This window comes from Pseudomonas sp. MYb327 (assembly GCF_040438925.1).
Classification (GTDB): Bacteria; Pseudomonadota; Gammaproteobacteria; order Pseudomonadales; family Pseudomonadaceae; genus Aquipseudomonas.
Genome location: NZ_CP159258.1, coordinates 3,706,090 through 3,725,436, shown reverse-complemented (window position 1 = coordinate 3,725,436; position 19,347 = coordinate 3,706,090). Strand labels below are relative to the sequence as shown.

Sequence of the window (19,347 nt, the reverse complement as noted above, 5' to 3'; positions counted from 1 at the left end):
CCTATTTGAGGAGCGCTCCATGGTCGAAGATGTTGAACTGAATCGCCTCTACTGGCACAGCCGCCGCGGCATGCTTGAGCTTGACGTGTTGCTGGTGCCGTTTGTGAAAGAGGTCTACCCGCACTTGAACGAGGTCGATCGCGCCTGCTACGTCAGGTTGCTCGAGTGCGAGGATCAGGACATGTTCGGCTGGTTCATGGAACGTGCCGAATCGGAAGATCCGGAGCTTCAGCGCATGGTTCGCATGATTCTGGATCGTGTCCAGCCCAAGTAATGGTTTCGAATGCCGCTGGCATGCCTCACGGCAGTTGCTGGCGGCGTATCTGTTGGCCCAGTTGTTCGCGCTGGGAGCGCTGTTTCTACTCTCCATACCCCTTTGGTCCAGTTTGCTCGGCACTTTTTGCTGCCTGCTGCATGGCGCTTGGGCATTGCCTCGTCAGATCATGCTGACGCACCCGCAGGCGTTTTGCGGTTTGCGCCGCGATGCTGATGGCTGGCAGTTGTGGAGTCGGGCGGGGGGATGGCAGCCGGTGCAGTTGCGTCCTGACAGCCTGGCGCTGCCGTTGATCGTGGTGTTGCGTTTTCGTTTGCGCGACGAGCGCCGGGTAAGGGCCATTTGCGTGCCCCGGGATTCGCAGGCGGCGGATGTTCACCGACGCCTGCGAGTCCGGCTCAAGTTCAGTCGGCGTAGGTGGATGGCACCAGAATAGTGTCCAGGGCTACCGGCAGCATTTTCGGATAATCGAGGGTGTAATGCAGGCCACGACTCTCCTTGCGCTCCATCGCTGAGCGAATCATCAACTCGGCCACTTGAGCCAGGTTGCGTAGCTCGATCAAATCCCGGCTGACTTTGTAGTTACTGTAGAACTCGTCGATTTCGTCGAGCAGCAGGCGCACTCGGTGCTGGGCCCGTTGCAGACGCTTGTTGGTGCGCACGATACCCACGTAGTCCCACATGAATCGCCGCAGTTCATCCCAGTTGTGCGCAATGATCACGTCTTCATCGGAGTCGGTCACCTGGCTCGCATCCCACACGGGCAGAGCGACAGGCGCTGAAACCTGTGGCAACTGCTCCACGATGTCCGCCGCCGCCGAGCGCGCGTAAACAAAGCACTCCAGCAATGAGTTGCTGGCCATGCGGTTGGCGCCATGCAGGCCGGTGAAGCTGGTTTCGCCAATTGCGTAAAGACCTGGCACATCCGTGCGACCCTGTTGATCCACCATGACACCGCCGCAGGTGTAGTGCGCCGCCGGCACCACCGGAATCGGCTGCTTTGTGATATCGATGGAAAATTCGAGGCAGCGTTCATACACCGTCGGAAAGTGTGTCTTGATGAACTCTTCGGATTTGTGGCTGATGTCCAGATAGACGCAATCGACGCCCAGTCGCTTCATTTCATGGTCGATGGCGCGGGCGACGATGTCCCGTGGGGCCAGTTCCGCTCGTGGGTCGAAGCGTTGCATGAAGCGCTCGCCGTTGGGTAGCTTCAGGTGTGCACCTTCACCGCGAAGGGCCTCGGTGATCAGGAAACTCTTGGCTTGCGGGTGATATAGGCAGGTGGGGTGAAACTGGTTGAACTCCAGATTCGCCACCCGGCAACCCGAACGCCAGGCCATGGCGATGCCGTCACCGCAGGCTCCATCGGGGTTGCTGGTATAGAGGTAGACCTTGGCCGCGCCGCCGGACGCGAGAATCACAAAACGGGCGCCGTAAGTATCCACTTCGCCGGTACCGCGATTGAGCACATAGGCGCCGAGGCAACGATCGCCTTCCAGACCCAAGCGTTTTTCGGTGATCAAATCGACAGCAACTCGCTGTTCCAGCAGCTCGATGTTCGGCCTTTGCTTGGCCTGGTCCAGCAGCGTCCTGAAAATCGCAGCTCCGGTGGCATCTGCAGCATGGATGATGCGTCGGTGACTGTGACCGCCTTCGCGGGTCAGGTGAAACTCGAATCCACCGTCTTCGGTGCCGGACTGTTCATCGCGGGTAAATGGCACTCCCTGGTCAATCAGCCACTGAATCGCCTCTTTACTGTGTTCTACGGTAAAACGCACGGCGTCTGCGTGGCACAGGCCGCCTCCGGCATTGAGGGTGTCATCGACGTGGGATTCGACAGTGTCGGTATCATCCAGTACGGCAGCGACGCCCCCTTGCGCCCAGAAAGTCGAGCCATTGGCGAGGTCGCCTTTGCTCAATACGGCAATACGCAAATCACTGGGCAAGGTCAGCGCAAGGCTCAAGCCGGCAGCGCCGCTGCCAATTACCAGAACATCGTGTTGAAACTGTTGGCTCATTTCAGGATTCCGCTCAAAGCGACCCGGGTCGGGGTAGGCGCCAGACATCTGGACAGGAGAGTCAGGCGGCCGCACAGCCCACTAGTATATAGAGGGGGGGAGCGGCACAATACCCGAGCCCATATGGCAATGTGAAACTACCGTGACAGAAAACACCTGACGCTTCGTCGGATGTTTTTTCGGCGGTTTCGGTGACCAAGAGACTGTATCGTGGATTTAACAGTCTTTTTCTATTCAAGGTTGCACAATGTCGGTTTCAGGCAGCTATAAATATTTGGAACTTTTGCCAAAGGCCCAAGATCAATAGACGGTTGCCTGAGTCAAGGAACAGTGTCGGGTTCAGTGCAGGGTCGCGGTTGGATCCTGATCGACGAGTCCGATGACAAGATTATTCGCGCAGCCGGGTCATCTCGCGCTGCGTTTTTCGTGCGTGCCGAATCAGAGCCCGCAGGAAACTTGCCTGGAGGGGGAGAACTTTTGCGAAAAGCCCGAGTCTATGTTTGCAAGTCCGGTCGTTTAGTTATGCAAACCTCCTCCAAGCTTATCGAGGAGTGTTCATGCTAACCCAGGAAGAGGATCAGCAACTGGTCGAACGCGTACAGCGCGGCGACAAGCGTGCATTCGATCTGCTAGTGCTGAAATACCAGCACAAAATTCTCGGGTTGATCGTGCGTTTCGTGCACGACACCCATGAAGCCCAGGACGTGGCGCAGGAAGCCTTCATCAAGGCGTATCGAGCGCTTGGAAATTTTCGCGGAGACAGCGCGTTTTATACGTGGCTTTACCGCATCGCCATCAACACGGCGAAAAACTATCTGGTTTCACGCGGTCGTCGGCCGCCGGATAGCGATGTCAGTTCCGAGGATGCAGAGTTCTACGATGGCGATCATGGCCTCAAGGATCTCGAATCACCAGAACGAGCTTTGCTGCGGGATGAGATCGAAGGCACCGTCCATCGAACCATTCAGCAACTGCCAGAAGATTTGCGTACGGCTTTAACTTTACGTGAATTCGATGGTCTGAGTTACGAGGACATTGCGAGCGTCATGCAATGTCCGGTAGGCACCGTGCGCTCTCGGATCTTCCGCGCCCGGGAGGCCATCGATAAAGCCCTGCAGCCGTTGTTGCAGGAAAACTAAAGACAGCGGCGACAGCCAAGAGAGGAACGCCATGAGTCGTGAAGCCCTGCAGGAATCGCTGTCCGCAGTGATGGATAACGAAGCGGACGAACTGGAATTGCGTCGGGTACTGAGTGCCTGTGACGATGTTGAAACCCGTGAAACCTGGGCTCGTTATCAAATCGCTCGGGCAGTGATGCACAAGGATCTGTTGCTTCCACGTCTGGATATCGCAGCGGCAGTCTCTGCGGCTCTGGCTGACGAAGCTGTACCGGCAAAAGTCTCCCGTGGTCCATGGCGCAGCCTGGGTCGTCTGGCGGTGGCTGCTTCGGTAACGGTTGCCGTACTGGCAGGTGTTCGTCTTTATAATCAAGACGAGATCGCTGGTGTCGAATTGGCACAGCAATCCAGCCAACAAAATCTGGCTGCTCCTCAAGTTAAAGGCCCGGCTGTTTTGGCAGGCTACAATGAAAGTTCAGAAGCCACTGGTCCTATGGCCAACGGCGTGTTGCAAGGTCAGCCAGGCTGGCACGATCAGCGTTTGCCAGGCTATCTGCGCCAACATGCTCAACAGGCTGCACTGAAAGGTACTGAGAGTGCTCTGCCTTACGCTCGTGCAGCAAGCTTGGAAAACCGTTAAGGAGGATCATGCGCGCCATACCTCTACTTTCGCTTTTGCTCAGTGGCTGGTTCGTTGTTCCAGCCCACGCCGATGAAGCCCAGGATTGGTTGAGCCGTCTGGGTCAGGCCGAGCAACAGCAAAGCTTTTTCGGTACTTTCGTCTACGAGCGTAACGGTAGTTTCTCTACCCACAACATCTGGCACCGTGTCCAGGATGGCAAAGTTCGCGAGCGGTTACTCCAGCTCGACGGCTCAGCACAGGAAGTCGTGCGCGTTGATGGACATACTCAATGCGTAAGCGGCATTTTGATCGCGGGGCTGGGGGATTCTCCCAACTCCTCGGCGCGTGCACTCGATCCGCAAAAGCTCAAGAATTGGTATGACCTTGCCGTTATAGGCAAGTCGCGTGTGGCTGGTCGACCGGCAGTGATCGTTTCGCTAACCCCTCGCGACCAACACCGCTATGGATTTGAGCTGCATCTGGATAAAGAAACCGGCCTACCTCTCAAGTCGTTGCTGCTAAATGACAAAGGGCAATTGCTGGAGAGATTCCAGTTCACGCAACTGGATACCGCAAACGTTCCTTCTGAGGCCAACTTGCAGCCTGGTGCCGATTGCAAGGTAGTGAATCTTGAAAGCGACAAGGCTTCTGCAGTTAAAACTGCTCAAGTTTGGCGTTCGGACTGGCTACCACCCGGTTTCGAATTGACCAGCAGTACGGCGCATAAGGATCCCGAAACCAAAACCCAGGTCAACAGCTTGATGTATGACGATGGTCTGGCTCGATTTTCGGTCTTCCTGGAGCCATTGAACGGCGCTGCTGTCACCGATACCCGCACTCAGTTGGGCCCAACCGTTGCTGTCTCCCGACGCTTGATCACACCGCAAGGCGAGATGATGGTGACCGTGGTTGGTGAAATTCCGGCCGGCACCGCTGAGCGGATTGCACTTTCCATGCGCAATAACGCTGCTGCAACCACGCAGTGAGCTCAAATCGAAATGTTTCGTGAGCATTTCAGTTTGCAAATACCCTCAAAATTTTTTATAGGTCAGAGCCCCTCGGCTCTGGCCTTGTTTGTTGTTTCCGGAACAAAAATACCGGCGTATCTTTCCCGGTGTTCCTTGATCCATATCGCTTAACCATGCTCGTCGTAACGGGAGCCGTATGTCGATACCACGCTTGAAATCTTACCTTTCCATTTTTGCCACCGTGTTCATGCTCGGTCAGGCGGTCGCTGTTCAAGCGGTCGAGTTGCCTGACTTCACTCAACTGGTCGAGCAGGCCTCGCCTGCGGTGGTCAACATCAGCACCACGCAAAAACTGCCGGACCGCAAAGTCAGTGAGCAAATGCCTGACCTCGAAGGTTTGCCGCCGATGCTGCGCGAATTCTTCGAACGCGGCATGCCGCCGCAACAACGCTCGCCTCGCGGTGATCGTCAGCGTGAAGCAACATCCCTGGGTTCCGGTTTTATCATCTCGTCTGATGGCTACATCCTGACCAACAACCATGTGATCGCCGACGCCGACGAAATTCTCGTACGTCTGGCCGATCGCAGCGAAATGAAGGCCAAACTGGTTGGCACCGACCCGCGTTCCGACGTCGCGCTGCTGAAGATCGAAGGCAAGGATCTGCCGGTTTTGAAACTCGGCAAATCCCAGGATCTGAAAGCCGGCCAGTGGGTAGTCGCAATTGGTTCGCCATTCGGCTTTGATCACACAGTGACCCAAGGCATCGTCAGCGCCGTCGGTCGCAGCCTGCCGAACGAAAATTATGTGCCATTCATCCAGACCGACGTGCCGATCAATCCGGGTAATTCCGGCGGTCCGCTGTTTAACCTGAATGGTGAAGTGGTGGGGATCAACTCGCAGATCTACACCCGCTCCGGTGGTTTCATGGGCGTCTCGTTCGCGATTCCTATCGACGTGGCCATGGACGTTTCCAATCAGTTGAAAAGCGGTGGCAAAGTCAGCCGTGGCTGGTTGGGTGTGGTGATCCAGGAAGTTAACAAGGATCTGGCCGAGTCGTTCGGTCTGGAGAAGCCGGCCGGTGCGCTGGTCGCTCAGATCCAGGATGATGGCCCGGCTGCCAAAGGTGGATTGCAAGTCGGCGACGTGATTCTAACCATGAACGGTCAACCGATCGTTATGTCCGCTGACCTGCCGCACCTTGTAGGGGCGCTGAAGGCTGGCTCGAAAGCCAATCTGGAAGTGATCCGTGAAGGTAAGCGTCAAAATGTAGAGCTGACGGTTGGTGCTATTCCGGAAGAAGGCAAAGAACTGGACTCCTTGCCAAAATCCAGCACCGAGCGCAGCAGCAATCGCCTGGGTGTCGCCGTGGCGGAACTGACCGAAGAGCAAAAGAAAACCTACGACCTCAAAGGCGGCGTGGTGATCAAGGAGGTTCAGGACGGTCCTGCTTCGATGATCGGTTTGCAGCCTGGTGATGTGATCACTCACCTGAACAATCAGGCGATCGAGTCCAGTAAGCAATTCACGGACATCGCCAAGTCGCTGCCGAAGAATCGATCGGTGTCGATGAGAGTGTTGCGCCAGGGCCGTGCCAGCTTCATCACGTTCAAACTGGCCGAATAGTCCGGTTGTTGGCTAAATAAAAACCGCCTCGTAAGAGGCGGTTTTTTTGTGTCTGCTTTTTGGCTGAGAGGCAGGTCAGCCCATCATGTCCTTGATCATGCGCTCCTGCTCCATCAGCTCTCGCTGGCGGGCATCTATACGCGACGACAATGGGAAGTTGCTGCCTGCCTTGCGCTTGGCGAAATCCAGTTGCTGGATGGCCTGGCGATAGTCGCCCACCAGCGCGAAATACTCGGCGCGCGCCTGATGCAGGCCGATGATGTTGCCGGACAAGCCGCGAGTCTCGGCAACCTGATACCAAACGTCCGGATCATCCGGGCGCGATTTGAGCAGACCTTCGAGGGCTTTTTCCGCATCGGCGGCGCGGTTCTGTTTGAGCAGCAGGTCGACACGTACCTGGTTCAGCGGGTAGTTGCCGGGGTACTGGGTCAGCATCCGGTCAACCCGGGATTGTGCGTCCGGGAGTCGATTGTTGGTAATGTCGAGATCGACCTGCGCGAGGTTGTAGATGATCTCGTTCGGCGCCTTGGCCAACAGCAACTTGAGGTTTTCCCTTGCTTCGTTTAGTTGACCGCCCTTGATTTGCGCGATCGCCAGGCCGTAGCGAGCAACATCGCTTTTCGGGTTTTCATCCAGTAGCGCGCGGAAACGCTTGGCGCCCAACCCTGGGGTTTCTTCATAAATCAGTTGGACCCGTGCACGAATCAGCTGATAGCGCAGGGTATCTTCGATACCGCCCTGGGGAGCTTGTTCGGCGCGATTGCGGGTATCGGCGATACGCGATTCGGTGACCGGGTGAGTCAGCAGGAATTCCGGTGGCTTGGCATCGAAGCGGTACTGACGCCCCAGACGCTCGAACATGGTGGGCATCGAGCGCGGGTCGTAACCGGCCTTTTCCAGATTGACGATGCCTATGCGGTCGGCTTCCTGTTCGTTCTGGCGGGAGAACCGTCGCTGTTCCTGAATGGCCGCTGCTTGCGTGCCTGCAATGGCGGCGATCCCGGCATCGCCGGCACCGGCTGCTGCAATCACGATCCCGGCCAGCAAGGCGGCCATCATCGGTACTTGCATACGCTGTTGGGCTTCGACGCCTCGGGCGAAGTGACGTTGCGACAAGTGAGCCAATTCGTGAGCCAGTACCGAGGCATATTCTCCTTCGGTCTGGGCGTTAAGAAACAGGCCGCCGTTTACCCCGACAATCCCGCCCGGTGCCGCAAAGGCGTTGAGCTGTGGGCTGTTGATCAGGATGAACTCCAGGCGTCGGTCATTGACCTGGCTGGTCTCGACCAGTCGGTAGACGCTGGATTCGACATAATCCTTGAGCTGCGGATCGTTGAGCTGCGGTACCTGGCTGCGCAACAGCGCCAGCCACGCGCGGCCCAATTGGTATTCCTGTTGCGGCGAGACGATGGCAGAGCTGGCGTCGCCGAGTGACGGCAGGTCGTCGGCAAAGCCCGGTGAGGCGAGCAGGCAAGCGAGCGTCAGCAGGGTAGGGCGCAAAAAAGTCATGCACAAAGCCTTAGTCGACAAAGACCTTACTGTAGCCGGACACCAGCCTTGCGACCAGATATTCTAAGCAACTCAAACACCCGACCCGGAGTTATGCAATGACCGACGCCGTAGCCCATGACGTTGAATTGGACGCCAGTGGCCTGAATTGTCCGTTGCCGTTGCTCAAGGCGAAGATGGAACTCAATCGGCTGGCCAGTGGCGCGGTGCTCAAGGTCATCGCTACGGACGCTGGTTCGCAGCGTGACTTCCGCACCTTTGCCCGATTGGCCGGTCATACGCTGCTTCGCGAAGAAGATGAGGCGGGCATTTACCGTTACTGGTTGAAAAAAGCCTGAAACCTGCTGCGTTTGTTCATAAGGATTATTGATGTTCAAAGTTTTACGCGACTGGATTCAGCGCTACTTCTCTGATGAAGAAGCCGTGGTTCTGGCAGTCCTGCTGTTCCTAGCGTTCACAGCCGTGCTTACGCTGGGCGGCATGCTGGCGCCAGTGTTGGCGGGGATGGTGCTGGCGTACCTGATGCAGGGGCTGGTGGTGACCCTCGAACGACTGCGGGTGCCTGGCGGAGTGGCGGTGGGGTTGGTCTTTGCCTTGTTCATGGGGCTGTTGCTGGTGTTCATCGTGGTCGTGGTGCCGTTGCTCTGGCATCAACTGATTACGTTATTCAACGAGTTGCCAGGCATGCTCGCTAAATGGCAGTCGCTGCTGCTGTTACTGCCTGAACGCTATCCGCATCTGGTTTCCGATGAGCAGGTTCTGCAGGCCATCGAAGTGGCGCGAGGCGAGATCGGCAAGTTCGGCCAATGGGCGCTGACGTTCTCGCTGTCGAGTTTGCCGCTGCTGGTGAACATCATGATTTATCTGGTGCTGGTGCCGATCCTGGTGTTTTTCTTCCTCAAGGATCGGCAAATGATCGGGCAGTGGGTGCGCGGTTATTTGCCCCGGGAGCGCGCCTTGATCACCCGTGTTGCCCATGAAATGAACCGGCAGATCGCCAATTACATCCGCGGCAAGGTCATCGAGATTTTCATCTGCGGTGGCGTGACGTATATCGCATTCGTCGTGTTGGAGCTCAACTACGCGGCGCTGCTGGCGTTGCTAGTCGGCGTGTCGGTGGTGGTGCCCTACGTCGGGGCGGTGGTGGTGACCGTGCCGGTGTTCCTGATTGCGCTATTCCAGTGGGGCTGGAGCGATCAGTTCATCTATTTGATGGCGGTCTACGGGATCATTCAGACGCTGGACGGTAACGTGCTGGTGCCGTTGCTGTTCTCGGAAGCAGTCAACCTGCACCCGGTGGCGATCATTTGTGCGGTGCTGTTGTTTGGCGGGTTGTGGGGTTTCTGGGGGGTGTTTTTTGCGATTCCCCTGGCGACTCTGTTCAAGGCTGTGCTTGATGCGTGGCCGCGCAAGGAACCGATGGTGGCGCCGTTGCTTTAGATTGTAAAAAATCGCAGCTTTCGGCAGCTCCTACAGGATTTCGTAAACTCTGTAGGAGCTGCCGAAGGCTGTGATCTTTTAAGGCTTAAGCTTTATTCAAGGCCTGGGCCGCCGCCAAAACAGCATCAACATGCCCCGGCACTTTCACGCCACGCCATTCCTGGCGCAATACGCCATCCTTGTCGATCAGGAAGGTGCTGCGATCCACGCCCATGTATTCCTTGCCATAAAGCTTCTTCAGCTTGATCACATCGAACAGGTGGCAAAGTGCTTCTTCCTTGTCGCTGATCAGCTCGAAGGTGAACGCCTGCTTGGCCTTGAAGTTCTCGTGGGATTTCAGGCTGTCACGCGACACACCGAAAACCTCGGTGTTGGCTGCCTTAAAAGCGTCCAATTGATCGCGAAAGCCCTGACCCTGTGTAGTGCAGCCCGGCGTGCTGTCCTTCGGATAGAAATAGATCACCACTTGCTTGCCTTTGAGGCTCGCGAGGCTGACGGTCTGCCCGCTGGTGGCGGGTGCTTCGAAATCGGCAACCGGTTGGTCGATGGCAACGGCCATGAAAGCTTCCTTACATTGGGTTCTGTGGGCGCCAGGGTTCAATCAGGGCGTCCAGGTTCAGCGCGTCGGCGAAGTCCAGGAACTGATCGCGCAACCAGCTGATTTGCACACCGGCAGGCAAGGTCACGGTAAACGTGGCATTGAGCATAGTGCCGCCGGTTTGCGGAGCCTGATAGGTATCGCAGGTCAGGTTCTCCAGCTCGACGTTGTGGTCCATGAAGAACTGGCACAGTTCGTTGATGATGTCCGAACGGTAGGCCGAGCTGACATAGGCCACATAAGGCAGGGCCTGTGGACGGTTCTCCAGGGCGGCGCTGCGCACCACGTTGACGGTGAACGCGTGCCGCTTTGCCAATACCGGCAGGCTGCCTTCGAGGCGCGCCAGGGCGTCCCAGCTGCCGGAGATTTCGAGGACCAGCGCACTGCACTCGCCATGACGCGTCAGGCGAGAAGTAACCACGGCGCAGCGATTTTCATGGCTGGCGCGGCACAGGACGTTAGTCAGCTCCATGGGGTTGGCGCCGAGGGCACTGATGACAAGGAATTGTTCGCGAACTGTGGGGGTGGACATGCAGCATTCCTAAAGCGATGAGCGGTCGATACTTCTATCGGCCAGTTTAGCCGGGGGCGAGCCTGCGGATGCGAATTCAGAAAACCCGAGGCGCAGGTTGCAACGTGCTCCACAATGGCAGGAGCGAGGGGTGGCAACGCTGGATCGGGGCTTGTGATGCCGAAAATGGAGGCTGAAACCCGACGTACGAGCTTGTCAGTACCGATCAAAGTCTGAAGGGTAGCGAAAAGCGGCGCCAAGGGGAATGGCGGCAGCGCAGTACTTCGCTTGTACAAGCATCTTGGCGCCAGTACCATTACGGCTCTCTTTTTCCGGCAGGAGCGGTTGCATGATTGCGGGCAGTATGGTGGCACTGGTCACACCTATGGATGCACAGGGTCGTCTCGACTGGGACAGCCTGAGCAAACTGGTGGACTTTCACCTGCAAAACGGCACCCACGCCATCGTGGCGGTCGGCACTACAGGTGAATCGGCGACTCTTGATGTGAGCGAACACATTGAAGTCATCCGTCGCGTAGTGAAGCAGGTCAATGGCCGCATTCCGGTGATCGCCGGTACCGGCGCCAACTCGACTCGCGAAGCCATCGAACTGACCACCAACGCGAAGACTGCCGGCGCCGATGCTTGCCTGCTGGTCACGCCGTATTACAACAAGCCGACCCAGGAAGGCCTGTACCAGCACTTCAAGGCAATCGCCGAAGCTGTCGACATCCCGCAGATCCTCTACAACGTGCCAGGTCGCACTGCTTGCGACATGCAGACCGAGACCGTGATCCGTCTGTCGACAGTTAAAAACATCATCGGCATCAAGGAAGCCACTGGCGACCTGAGCCGCGCGAAGGCCATCATCGACGGCGTCAGCAAGGATTTCCTGGTGCTTTCCGGTGACGACGCCACTGCTGTCGAGCTGATCCTGCTTGGCGGCAAAGGCAACATTTCGGTCACTGCCAACGTCGCTCCGCGCGAAATGGCAGACCTGTGCATCGCCGCGCTGAATGGTGAAGCCGACAAGGCCCGCGCCATTCACGAAAAGCTGATGCCGCTCAATAAAACCCTGTTTATCGAATCCAACCCTATTCCCGTGAAATGGGCGCTGCATGAAATGGGCTTGATGCCGGACGGTATCCGTCTGCCGCTCACCTGGCTCAGCGCCGAATGTCACGAACCGCTGCGACAGGCCATGCGCCAGTCCGGCGTCCTGGTTTAATTGAGGAAGTACTACGCATGAAGCGATTGGCCGGACTTTCCGCACTTGCCTTGATTATCTCCAGCACCAGTGGCTGCGGATGGATCTGGGGCCCGGAAGGTTATTTCCGTGACCGTGGTAGCGATTACCTGGAAGCGCAACAAACTGCACCGATGCAACTGCCACCGGATATCACCACCGCCAAGCGTCTGGATCCACTGTTGCCAATTCCGCGCAATGTGGCCGATGACACCGCCAAGGGTGAATACGTCGTTCCTCGTCCGCAGCCGTTGACGGCCGCTGCCGATGCCAGCGCCTACACCATGCAGAAGAGCGGTGATTCGCGCTGGATCCTGGCGCAGAACCCACCGGCGGAAGCCTGGCCAGTGGCCGTTCAGTTCTTCCAGGACAACGGTTTCCGTCTGGACGAGCAACGCCCGCAAACCGGCGAATTCACCACGACCTGGCAGCACTCCGACGAACTGTCTGCAGCGATGGCCAAGCGCCTGGACGCAGCCGGTGTCGCGTCTGACGGCGAAATCCGTGCTCGAGTGCGTATCGAGCCGGGCGTGCAGCGCAATACCAGTGAAATCTACGTAGTCACCGCCGAGCGTCCTGCCGGTAGCACCGCCGACGTGGCCTTCACCAACCGTTCGGTCAACACTGGCCTGGACGCGGCACTGGTCGACGACATGCTCGCGAGCATGAGCCGTATCTCGGAGAAGGGCGGTTCGGTCTCCATGCTGGCCTCCCGTGATTTCGATACGCCTAACCGTGTCAGCCTGAGCGAAGACGGCAGCGGCAACCCCGTGCTGAACGTCGGTTCGGACCTGGATCGTGCCTGGTCGAGCGTCGGTCGTGCGCTGGAACAGGGCGAATGGCGCGTTGAAGACATCAACCGTAGCCTGGGCCTGTACTACATCAACCTGGCGGAAAAAGCCGAGAAGAAGGACGACAAGCCAGGTTTCTTCAGCAGCCTGTTTGGCAGTACGCCGAACAAGGAAGAAGTTGAAGCCCGTGCCGAGCGTTATCAGGTTCGCCTGAGCAAGGTAGGCGAGAGCGTTCAGGTCACCGTCGAGAAAAACATCAATACCGTGGCGCCGGCTGACGTGGCGCGCAAAGTGTTGAGCGTGATTCAGGACAACCTGGGCTGATCACATGCGTTTTGCCGTTCTCGGCAGCGGTAGCCAAGGGAACGGCACGCTGATAGCCAGTGCTGATACGTATGTGCTGGTGGATTGTGGTTTCTCTTTGAGAGAAACCGAAAAACGCCTGCTGCGCCTGGGTGTGAACCCTGCGCAGTTGAGCGCGATACTCGTGACCCACGAACATGCCGACCACGTGCATGGCGTGGGTTTGCTGTCTCGGCGCTACAATCTGCCTGTCTACCTCAGTCGCGGCACCCTGCGCGGGATGCGCAAACCGATTGAACCCGCGGGCTTCCTGGCCGGCGGCGAGCAACTGCAAGTCGGCAACTTGAGCATCGGTGTCATTGCCGTGGCCCACGATGCGCAGGAGCCGACGCAATATGTCTTCAGTGACGGTGAACGGCGTTTTGGCCTGTTGACCGACCTGGGTTCGTATTGCAACAAGGTGCTGGATGGCTATCGGGATCTCGATGCTCTGATGATCGAAGCCAATCATTGCCGTGACATGCTGGCTCGCGGTCACTACCCGTACTTCCTGAAGCAGCGGGTGGGCGGTGAACTGGGACATTTGAACAACCATCAGGCGGCATTCCTGGTGGCCGAGTTGGGCTGGCAAGGCCTGCAACATTTGGTCCTGGCCCATCTGAGCAGCAAGAACAACCTGCCGCAGCTGGCCCGGCAATGTTTTGTCGACACCCTCGGGTGCGACCCGGACTGGCTGCAACTGGCCGATCAAGATTCAGGGCTCGACTGGCGACACATCGCCTAGCCCATCTACTTAGCAAGCGGAGCCCATCATGGAAAAACGTGAAGAACTCTACCGCGGCAAAGCCAAGTCGGTTTACAAGACCGACGACGCTAACCGTCTGATCCTGCTGTTTCGCAACGACACTTCGGCGTTCGACGGCAAGCGCATCGAGCAGCTCGACCGCAAAGGCATGGTGAACAACAAGTTCAACGCCTTCATCATGCAGAAACTCGAAGCGGCCGGCGTGCCGACCCAGTTCGACAAGCTGCTGGGCGACAACGAGTGCCTGGTCAAGAAGCTGGACATGATCCCGGTCGAATGCGTCGTGCGTAACTACGCCGCCGGCAGCCTGGTCAAGCGTCTGGGCGTTGAAGAAGGCATGAAGCTCAACCCTTACACCTTCGAACTGTTCCTGAAGGACGACGCCAAGGGCGACCCGTTCATCAACGAATCCCACGTCGTGGCATTCGGTTGGGGCACCGCCGAGCAACTGGTTCGCATGAAAGAACTGTCGCTCAAGGTCAACGAAGTGTTGAGCAAACTGTTCGACGACGCGGGCCTGCTGCTGGTCGACTTCAAACTGGAATTCGGCGTGTTCCACGACGGCTCCATCGTCCTGGGCGACGAATTCAGCCCGGACGGCTGCCGTCTGTGGGACAAGGCCACCAAGAAGAAAATGGACAAGGACCGCTTCCGTCAGGGCCTCGGTGACGTCATTGAGGCCTACGAAGAAGTCGCCAATCGTCTGGGCGTACCGCTTTAATCGACGCAAGCATCTGATAGCACGGAAAAATTTCGCTTAGGGGGTTCGCTTCCGGCAAAAGTGTTGTTATGATGCGCGCCGTTGGAGAGATGCCAGAGTGGCCGAATGGGACGGATTCGAAATCCGTTGTACCTTCACCGGTACCTAGGGTTCGAATCCCTATCTCTCCGCCATTACATAGAAAAAGCCCCGTAGCCGAATAAGCTACGGGGCTTTTTGTTGTGCGTGATTTTCAGTGCGTCAGATTTAGCCGCGGCTCCGGGTGAGAAATGTTTGCCTGTTCAGAAGAAAAGTTACCCATCCCGGTCGCTCAAATTACCTCGCCCTGATTCCATTGGTCCGCCCGTGATTCAAGGCCTTTTCTGCGAAATATCCCCTGACACTCGTTTACTTCTTCCCAAAAGAACCTCATCTACTCTGGCTATCGCAGGTCACTGATCTGCCGTCACCAGCAATCGCAAGGAGCGAGCAATGTATTTTGAGATTTACAGGCAAACCCGCGGCACCGTTCTAACCGGCAAAGGCCAATGGCGGTGGCGTTTGCGCGCGGGGAATCATGAAACGGTTGCCAGCGGAGAGGCATACGTCAACAAGTCAGATTGCGTACATGCGATCAGTCTGATCAAGGGGACTTGCGATCAAACCCCGGTCAAGGAGATCTAGCTTTCGGATGGCGAAGTTGCTTTGTCAGCAGCTTTGTTCCAATCGGGCGGTTTATTGCGAAGTGTTGCGGCTATTCGCTCGGGTTGCATAGACGCCGATTGGAACACCTCCCTAAACTGTCAGCAGGATTGGGGATTGGGATCGGTGGATGAATCGCAACGAATTACGCAAGGCTGACATCAACCTGATGGTGGTGTTTGAAACGCTGATGCTTGAGCGCAACGTCACCAAGGTGGCGAAGAAGTTGTTTCTTGGCCAGCCGACCATCAGCTCGGCGCTCAACCGTTTGCGCACGATGTTTGACGATCCGCTGTTCATTCGTGTTGGTCATCGCATGGAGCCGACCGCAAGGGCCGAAGAGATTTTTCGCTACCTGTCGCCGGCGCTGGATTCGTTGTCGGTGGCCTTGAGCCTGACCCACGATTTCGACCCGAGCAACAGCACCATGACCTTTCGTATCGGCATGTCGGACGACGTCGAATACGGATTGTTGCCACCACTGCTGCGCGCGCTGCGCCAGGAAGCGCCGAAAGTGGTATTCGTGGTGCAGAACGTCGATTATTGGCGGATTCCCGATTTGCTGGCGTCTGGCGACATAACGGTCGGTATCAGCCAGACTCGCGGTCTGCCGGCCAATGCCAAGCGCAAGTTGCTGCGGCACATTTACCCCAGTGTGTTGCGAGCCGATGCCTCCGATACGCCGTTGACGGTTGATGAATATTGCTCGCGCCCGCATGTGCTGGTGTCTCACATCGCCAACGTCAGTGGTTTCGCCGATGAGTGGCTGGCACAGATTGGTCGTTCACGTCAGGTAGTGCTCTCGGTGCCGCAGTACAGTTCGCTGCCGGCGTTGCTTGCCGGGACAGATCTGATTGCCAGCCTGCCGGATTACACCGCCCAGGCGATGGCGGCATCGGGTCAGCTATTCACGGAGCCGTTTCCGTTCAAAACCCAGACACTGGAACTGTCGATGGTCTGGCTCAGCCATGCCGACAGCGACCCCGCCGAACGCTGGTTGCGTTCACGAATTGAAACGTTCATGGGCGAGCGCAATCTGTTGTCGCTGTCCCAATAATGTATGTACGAACTTTCCGCCGACCTATAGGAGTTACGCCATGCCACACCTGCACATGGAATACACCGCCAACCTGCCTGATCTGAATGCCGATGTGGCGTTGCTACGGCTCAACAATGCGCTGGTGGGCTCCGGCCAGTTCGGTGCCGAATCCGACATCAAGGGTCGCGCGGTAAAGGTCGAGACGTTCAAGGTCGGTACCGCATTGGCGGAGCGAGGATTTGTGCATGTGAAGCTGGCCGTGTTGAGCGGGCGTTCGGCGCAAATCAAAAAGCAGCTGTCGGAAAGCTTGCTGGCGGTGGTGCAGGATCTCTGTGCATGGCCGGCAGGCGTTGAAGTCCAGTTGTGTGTCGAGATCCTCGACATTGATCGTGAGTCCTACAGCAAGATCGCGATCAGCAAATAATCTACGGCGACGACAAGCGAGCGGGTATTAGCCTGCAATCTGAACCCGAGCTGAATCATTCTCAAATAAGTTTATAGTTTCATGTTGATATAAGAGGCCAACTAATTGTTGGCTTCTTTTTCACGAAAAATTGATGGTTGGCTGCCTAGAGTTAATGCTGTCGCGGTAAATGAAATTTTCACATTTACCGACGGCACTTCTTTTCAGGAACAGCCACTCATCATGTTGAAGATTAAAGCCGTGCGCCCCGAGTGGGTGACATTGATTGCCAGTGCCTTTTTATTGATCGCTTTCAATTTAGTGCTATGGCAACACCTGTTTGACATCACGGCGGGTGACGGCAAAGGCGTTGTCATACGCGTGGCATTCGGGGTAATGATCCTTGCGGCCTTCAACGTTGTGCTGACTCTGCTGGCGTTCCGGTCTGTTCTGAAGCCTGTCTTGATATTGCTGTTCATGATCAGTGCGGGTGTGGCGTACTTCATGAGCCAGTATGGTGTTTTGATTGACGCGGGCATGTTGCGTAACTTCGCAGAAACCAATGCCACGGAAGTGCGTGACTTATTGTCATTAAAGTTGCTTGTTTATATTGTGGCTCTCGGTATTTTGCCGTCGTTGATGTTATGGAAAGCCCCGATTAATTATCGTCGCTGGCATCGTGAGTTGTTAAGCAAACTGCTGGTGAGTGTTGCATCGGTAGCAGTCCTTGGCGGCGTTGCGATGGTTAATTATCAAGGCTTGTCTTCTCTGTTTCGCAATCACCATGAGTTGCGTCTTATGGTAGTGCCGAGCAACTACATCGGTGCTTCGTTCGGATATCTGCGCGAGCAAGTCGCGTCGGCACGTCAGCCCTTTGTCGAAGTCGGTGCAGATGCCGAGAGAAACCCGGTCTGGCAGGCACACGGCCGTAAATCCCTGACCGTCCTGGTAGTGGGCGAAAGTGCCCGGGCTGAAAACTTCGGCATCCTCGGTTATGACCGCGACACCACGCCAAACCTCGATAAACAGCCCGGTCTGATCGCATTTACGGATGTGCACTCCTGCGGCACGGAAACCGCCGTGTCGGTGCCCTGCATGTTCTCCAATATGGGCCGCAAGGATTACAGCGCCAGCAAGGCGAAGAACGAAGAGGGGCTGTTGGACGTGCTCAAGCGTGCCGGTCTCGATGTCGTCTGGCGTGACAACCAGTCGGGTTGTAAAGGTACTTGCGACCGCGTCACGCTCCAGGATGTCAGCAACCTGAAAGACCCGGTGCTGTGCGCCAACAGTGAGTGCCGTGATGAAATCCTCCTGCAAGGTTTGCAGCACTTCATCGATACGCTGGATAAAGACACGGTTCTGGTGTTGCACCAGATGGGCAGCCACGGTCCCGAGTATTACAAGCGGTATCCGAAAGAATACGAACGCTTTACCCCGGTCTGTAAAAGCAATGCACTGAACAACTGCAGTCGCGAAAGTATCGTCAATGGCTACGACAACACGCTGGTGTATACCGATCATGTGTTGTCGACCCTGATCGATGTGTTGCGCAGCAATCAGGACAAAGTCGACACGGCAATGCTGTATCTGTCGGATCACGGCGAGTCTCTGGGCGAATACAACTTGTTCCTCCATGGCACGCCTTACATGCTGGCGCCGGAACAACAGAAGCATGTTGCGATGCTGGCGTGGTTTTCCGACAGCTATCAAAAGTCGTTCTCGGTGGACACTCATTGCCTGCAACTGAGCCGTGAAAAACCCTTGAGCCAGGACAACCTGTTCCATTCGATGTTGGGGTTGCTGGAGGTCAGCAGCAAGGTCTACAACCAGGATCTGGATATGTTTGCCGGCTGCCGTGGCGCTGTTATCGACGGTGTACTGGCCAAAGAATGAGTGCCCAACCCCCATCCGCCATCGAACTTGAGTTCGCCAGGCGCTACGACCAGGAACACGCGCGCGTCTGTTTGCAGCCGCGCGCGCAAGGTCTGACCGGACGCCTGGGATTCTGGCGTGACGAGCAACTGGTGCGCACTGCGCTCAATGTCGCCGGCGAGCCGGGGCTGATCCTCGATGTGGCCTGCGGCGTAGGGCGATACTGGCCGGTGCTGGCCAAGCACGCTAACCGGGTGATCCTGGCGACCGACCCTTCGCAGGATATTCTCGATCATTCCCGCACCCACCATCCGCAAGACCTGATGAAGCGCATCCGGACCTTTCAAAGTTCAGCCTTCAACATTGGCTTGTCAGAGAATGCGGTGGACTGCATTTTTTGCATGCAACTGTTTCAGCACATGACCAGCCCCGAGCATCGTTTGGCGATGCTGGGCGAATTTCACCGGGTCAGCCGCGATACGGTGATTGTGGCGGTACGGGTCGGCGGCCGATTCATGCGACGGCCCACCGACGTGCCGGGGCTTGCAGCCAGACCGCTGGCCAGCAAAGTCGAGGTGGAGAGGGAGTTCAAGCGTGCCGGTTTTTGCGTGCTCAGCCATCAGGATTTTTTCCCCGGCTGTGCACCGATGCGTGTTTACGTGTTGCGTAAGGTCAGTTAGCCCGGTTTTGTCGGACTATTCTTTGCAGTAGGCAGGAATTTTCGCTAATGCTCTTGTTCAGTGGATGCGCGGAATTCGCCGGGGGCGATATATACTGCGCGCCATTCTTCAAGGGAGAGCC

General features: G+C 56.9%; 21 protein-coding genes and 1 tRNA gene. 18 read left to right on the top strand and 4 right to left on the bottom strand.

Annotated features, from left to right (window positions below; translation table 11 throughout):
- The first annotated feature begins 19 nt into the window (after positions 1-19).
- Positions 20-274 carry a succinate dehydrogenase assembly factor 2 gene (locus tag ABVN21_RS16795; RefSeq protein WP_007898624.1) on the top strand — a complete coding sequence of 85 codons (255 nt, stop codon included), beginning with the start codon at positions 20-22 and terminating at the stop codon, positions 272-274.
- Entirely contained in the window at positions 258-710 is a 453-nt protein-coding gene (locus tag ABVN21_RS16790; RefSeq protein WP_339554159.1) for a protein YgfX, read from the top strand. Before ABVN21_RS16795 ends, ABVN21_RS16790 begins: the two co-directional genes overlap by 17 nt.
- Here the strand turns inward: ABVN21_RS16790 and nadB are convergent.
- A complete protein-coding gene (gene nadB, locus ABVN21_RS16785; protein ID WP_339554160.1) occupies positions 679-2,295 on the bottom strand; it encodes an L-aspartate oxidase in 1,617 nt (538 codons plus the stop codon). The genes ABVN21_RS16790 and nadB overlap by 32 nt on opposite strands.
- A 557-nt stretch (positions 2,296-2,852) precedes the next feature.
- Here nadB and rpoE point away from each other — a divergent pair.
- From rpoE to ABVN21_RS16765, 4 genes are all read left to right on the top strand, one after another.
- The gene (rpoE, locus tag ABVN21_RS16780) at positions 2,853-3,434 is read left to right on the top strand and encodes an RNA polymerase sigma factor RpoE (protein WP_003172477.1); all 582 of its coding nucleotides are present in this window, start codon (positions 2,853-2,855) and stop codon (positions 3,432-3,434) included.
- Between the two features lie 31 nt (positions 3,435-3,465).
- Positions 3,466-4,053 (top strand): RseA family anti-sigma factor, encoded by a 588-nt coding sequence (locus tag ABVN21_RS16775; protein ID WP_034150062.1) that lies wholly within the window; start codon positions 3,466-3,468, stop codon positions 4,051-4,053.
- 8 nt (positions 4,054-4,061) lie between these two features.
- The gene (locus tag ABVN21_RS16770; RefSeq protein ID WP_339554161.1) at positions 4,062-5,021 is read left to right on the top strand and encodes a MucB/RseB C-terminal domain-containing protein; all 960 of its coding nucleotides are present in this window, start codon (positions 4,062-4,064) and stop codon (positions 5,019-5,021) included.
- Positions 5,022-5,199: 178 nt separating this feature from the next.
- Positions 5,200-6,627, top strand: a complete 1,428-nt coding sequence (locus tag ABVN21_RS16765; RefSeq protein ID WP_339554162.1) for a DegQ family serine endoprotease — start codon at positions 5,200-5,202, stop codon at positions 6,625-6,627.
- A gap of 75 nt (positions 6,628-6,702) precedes the next feature.
- On the opposite strand, the gene ABVN21_RS16760 is transcribed toward ABVN21_RS16765, so the two are convergent.
- The gene (locus ABVN21_RS16760; protein WP_339554163.1) at positions 6,703-8,136 is read right to left on the bottom strand and encodes a M48 family metalloprotease; all 1,434 of its coding nucleotides are present in this window, start codon (positions 8,134-8,136) and stop codon (positions 6,703-6,705) included.
- Positions 8,137-8,234: 98 nt separating this feature from the next.
- Between ABVN21_RS16760 and ABVN21_RS16755 the strand changes: the two genes are divergently transcribed.
- Positions 8,235-8,474, top strand: coding sequence for a sulfurtransferase TusA family protein (locus ABVN21_RS16755; protein ID WP_339554164.1), 240 nt, complete (start codon positions 8,235-8,237; stop codon positions 8,472-8,474).
- A gap of 31 nt (positions 8,475-8,505) precedes the next feature.
- Positions 8,506-9,576, top strand: coding sequence for an AI-2E family transporter (locus tag ABVN21_RS16750; RefSeq protein WP_339554165.1), 1,071 nt, complete (start codon positions 8,506-8,508; stop codon positions 9,574-9,576).
- 85 nt (positions 9,577-9,661) lie between these two features.
- Here the strand turns inward: ABVN21_RS16750 and ABVN21_RS16745 are convergent, their stop codons facing one another.
- Together ABVN21_RS16745 and ABVN21_RS16740 are read right to left on the bottom strand one after the other, a co-directional pair.
- Positions 9,662-10,135: a peroxiredoxin gene (locus ABVN21_RS16745; protein ID WP_339554166.1), complete on the bottom strand. Its 474-nt coding sequence runs from the start codon at positions 10,133-10,135 to the stop codon at positions 9,662-9,664.
- 10 nt (positions 10,136-10,145) lie between these two features.
- Positions 10,146-10,706, bottom strand: coding sequence for a glycine cleavage system protein R (locus ABVN21_RS16740; RefSeq protein WP_007979776.1), 561 nt, complete (start codon positions 10,704-10,706; stop codon positions 10,146-10,148).
- Positions 10,707-11,034: 328 nt separating this feature from the next.
- On the opposite strand from ABVN21_RS16740, the gene dapA reads away from it, so the two are divergent.
- From dapA to ABVN21_RS16690, 10 genes are all read left to right on the top strand, one after another.
- Positions 11,035-11,913, top strand: a complete 879-nt coding sequence (gene dapA, locus ABVN21_RS16735) for a 4-hydroxy-tetrahydrodipicolinate synthase (protein ID WP_339554167.1) — start codon at positions 11,035-11,037, stop codon at positions 11,911-11,913.
- A 17-nt stretch (positions 11,914-11,930) separates the two neighbouring features.
- Positions 11,931-13,046 (top strand): outer membrane protein assembly factor BamC, encoded by a 1,116-nt coding sequence (bamC, locus tag ABVN21_RS16730; RefSeq protein WP_339554168.1) that lies wholly within the window; start codon positions 11,931-11,933, stop codon positions 13,044-13,046.
- A 4-nt stretch (positions 13,047-13,050) separates the two neighbouring features.
- Positions 13,051-13,809, top strand: a complete 759-nt coding sequence (locus ABVN21_RS16725) for an MBL fold metallo-hydrolase (protein ID WP_339554169.1) — start codon at positions 13,051-13,053, stop codon at positions 13,807-13,809.
- A gap of 28 nt (positions 13,810-13,837) precedes the next feature.
- Positions 13,838-14,551: a phosphoribosylaminoimidazolesuccinocarboxamide synthase gene (purC, locus tag ABVN21_RS16720; RefSeq protein ID WP_034150052.1), complete on the top strand. Its 714-nt coding sequence runs from the start codon at positions 13,838-13,840 to the stop codon at positions 14,549-14,551.
- 83 nt (positions 14,552-14,634) lie between these two features.
- A tRNA-Ser gene (locus ABVN21_RS16715) sits at positions 14,635-14,724 on the top strand.
- Between the two features lie 298 nt (positions 14,725-15,022).
- Positions 15,023-15,214, top strand: a complete 192-nt coding sequence (locus ABVN21_RS16710) for a DUF1508 domain-containing protein (RefSeq protein ID WP_034150041.1) — start codon at positions 15,023-15,025, stop codon at positions 15,212-15,214.
- A 148-nt stretch (positions 15,215-15,362) separates the two neighbouring features.
- On the top strand, positions 15,363-16,289 hold the full coding sequence (locus ABVN21_RS16705; RefSeq protein WP_339554170.1) for a LysR substrate-binding domain-containing protein: 927 nt from the start codon (positions 15,363-15,365) through the stop codon (positions 16,287-16,289).
- 40 nt (positions 16,290-16,329) lie between these two features.
- Positions 16,330-16,695: a 5-carboxymethyl-2-hydroxymuconate Delta-isomerase gene (locus ABVN21_RS16700; protein ID WP_339554171.1), complete on the top strand. Its 366-nt coding sequence runs from the start codon at positions 16,330-16,332 to the stop codon at positions 16,693-16,695.
- A gap of 222 nt (positions 16,696-16,917) precedes the next feature.
- Positions 16,918-18,567 (top strand): phosphoethanolamine--lipid A transferase, encoded by a 1,650-nt coding sequence (locus ABVN21_RS16695; protein WP_339554209.1) that lies wholly within the window; start codon positions 16,918-16,920, stop codon positions 18,565-18,567.
- Positions 18,564-19,226, top strand: coding sequence for a class I SAM-dependent methyltransferase (locus ABVN21_RS16690; protein ID WP_339554172.1), 663 nt, complete (start codon positions 18,564-18,566; stop codon positions 19,224-19,226). The genes ABVN21_RS16695 and ABVN21_RS16690 overlap by 4 nt, the downstream gene beginning before the upstream one ends.
- Positions 19,227-19,347: the final 121 nt, after the last annotated feature.

Bases quoted from the DNA above. Each gene is read 5' to 3' on its own strand.
- ABVN21_RS16795 (WP_007898624.1), top strand. From the start codon at position 20: ATGGTCGAAGATGTTGAACTGAATCGCCTCTACTGGCACAGCCGCCGC.
- nadB (WP_339554160.1), bottom strand. From the start codon at position 2,295: ATGAGCCAACAGTTTCAACACGATGTTCTGGTAATTGGCAGCGGCGCT.
- rpoE (WP_003172477.1), top strand. From the start codon at position 2,853: ATGCTAACCCAGGAAGAGGATCAGCAACTGGTCGAACGCGTACAGCGC.
- ABVN21_RS16775 (WP_034150062.1), top strand. From the start codon at position 3,466: ATGAGTCGTGAAGCCCTGCAGGAATCGCTGTCCGCAGTGATGGATAAC.
- ABVN21_RS16770 (WP_339554161.1), top strand. From the start codon at position 4,062: ATGCGCGCCATACCTCTACTTTCGCTTTTGCTCAGTGGCTGGTTCGTT.
- ABVN21_RS16765 (WP_339554162.1), top strand. From the start codon at position 5,200: ATGTCGATACCACGCTTGAAATCTTACCTTTCCATTTTTGCCACCGTG.
- ABVN21_RS16760 (WP_339554163.1), bottom strand. From the start codon at position 8,136: ATGACTTTTTTGCGCCCTACCCTGCTGACGCTCGCTTGCCTGCTCGCC.
- ABVN21_RS16755 (WP_339554164.1), top strand. From the start codon at position 8,235: ATGACCGACGCCGTAGCCCATGACGTTGAATTGGACGCCAGTGGCCTG.
- ABVN21_RS16750 (WP_339554165.1), top strand. From the start codon at position 8,506: ATGTTCAAAGTTTTACGCGACTGGATTCAGCGCTACTTCTCTGATGAA.
- ABVN21_RS16745 (WP_339554166.1), bottom strand. From the start codon at position 10,135: ATGGCCGTTGCCATCGACCAACCGGTTGCCGATTTCGAAGCACCCGCC.
- ABVN21_RS16740 (WP_007979776.1), bottom strand. From the start codon at position 10,706: ATGTCCACCCCCACAGTTCGCGAACAATTCCTTGTCATCAGTGCCCTC.
- dapA (WP_339554167.1), top strand. From the start codon at position 11,035: ATGATTGCGGGCAGTATGGTGGCACTGGTCACACCTATGGATGCACAG.
- bamC (WP_339554168.1), top strand. From the start codon at position 11,931: ATGAAGCGATTGGCCGGACTTTCCGCACTTGCCTTGATTATCTCCAGC.
- ABVN21_RS16725 (WP_339554169.1), top strand. From the start codon at position 13,051: ATGCGTTTTGCCGTTCTCGGCAGCGGTAGCCAAGGGAACGGCACGCTG.
- purC (WP_034150052.1), top strand. From the start codon at position 13,838: ATGGAAAAACGTGAAGAACTCTACCGCGGCAAAGCCAAGTCGGTTTAC.
- ABVN21_RS16710 (WP_034150041.1), top strand. From the start codon at position 15,023: ATGTATTTTGAGATTTACAGGCAAACCCGCGGCACCGTTCTAACCGGC.
- ABVN21_RS16705 (WP_339554170.1), top strand. From the start codon at position 15,363: ATGAATCGCAACGAATTACGCAAGGCTGACATCAACCTGATGGTGGTG.
- ABVN21_RS16700 (WP_339554171.1), top strand. From the start codon at position 16,330: ATGCCACACCTGCACATGGAATACACCGCCAACCTGCCTGATCTGAAT.
- ABVN21_RS16695 (WP_339554209.1), top strand. From the start codon at position 16,918: ATGTTGAAGATTAAAGCCGTGCGCCCCGAGTGGGTGACATTGATTGCC.
- ABVN21_RS16690 (WP_339554172.1), top strand. From the start codon at position 18,564: ATGAGTGCCCAACCCCCATCCGCCATCGAACTTGAGTTCGCCAGGCGC.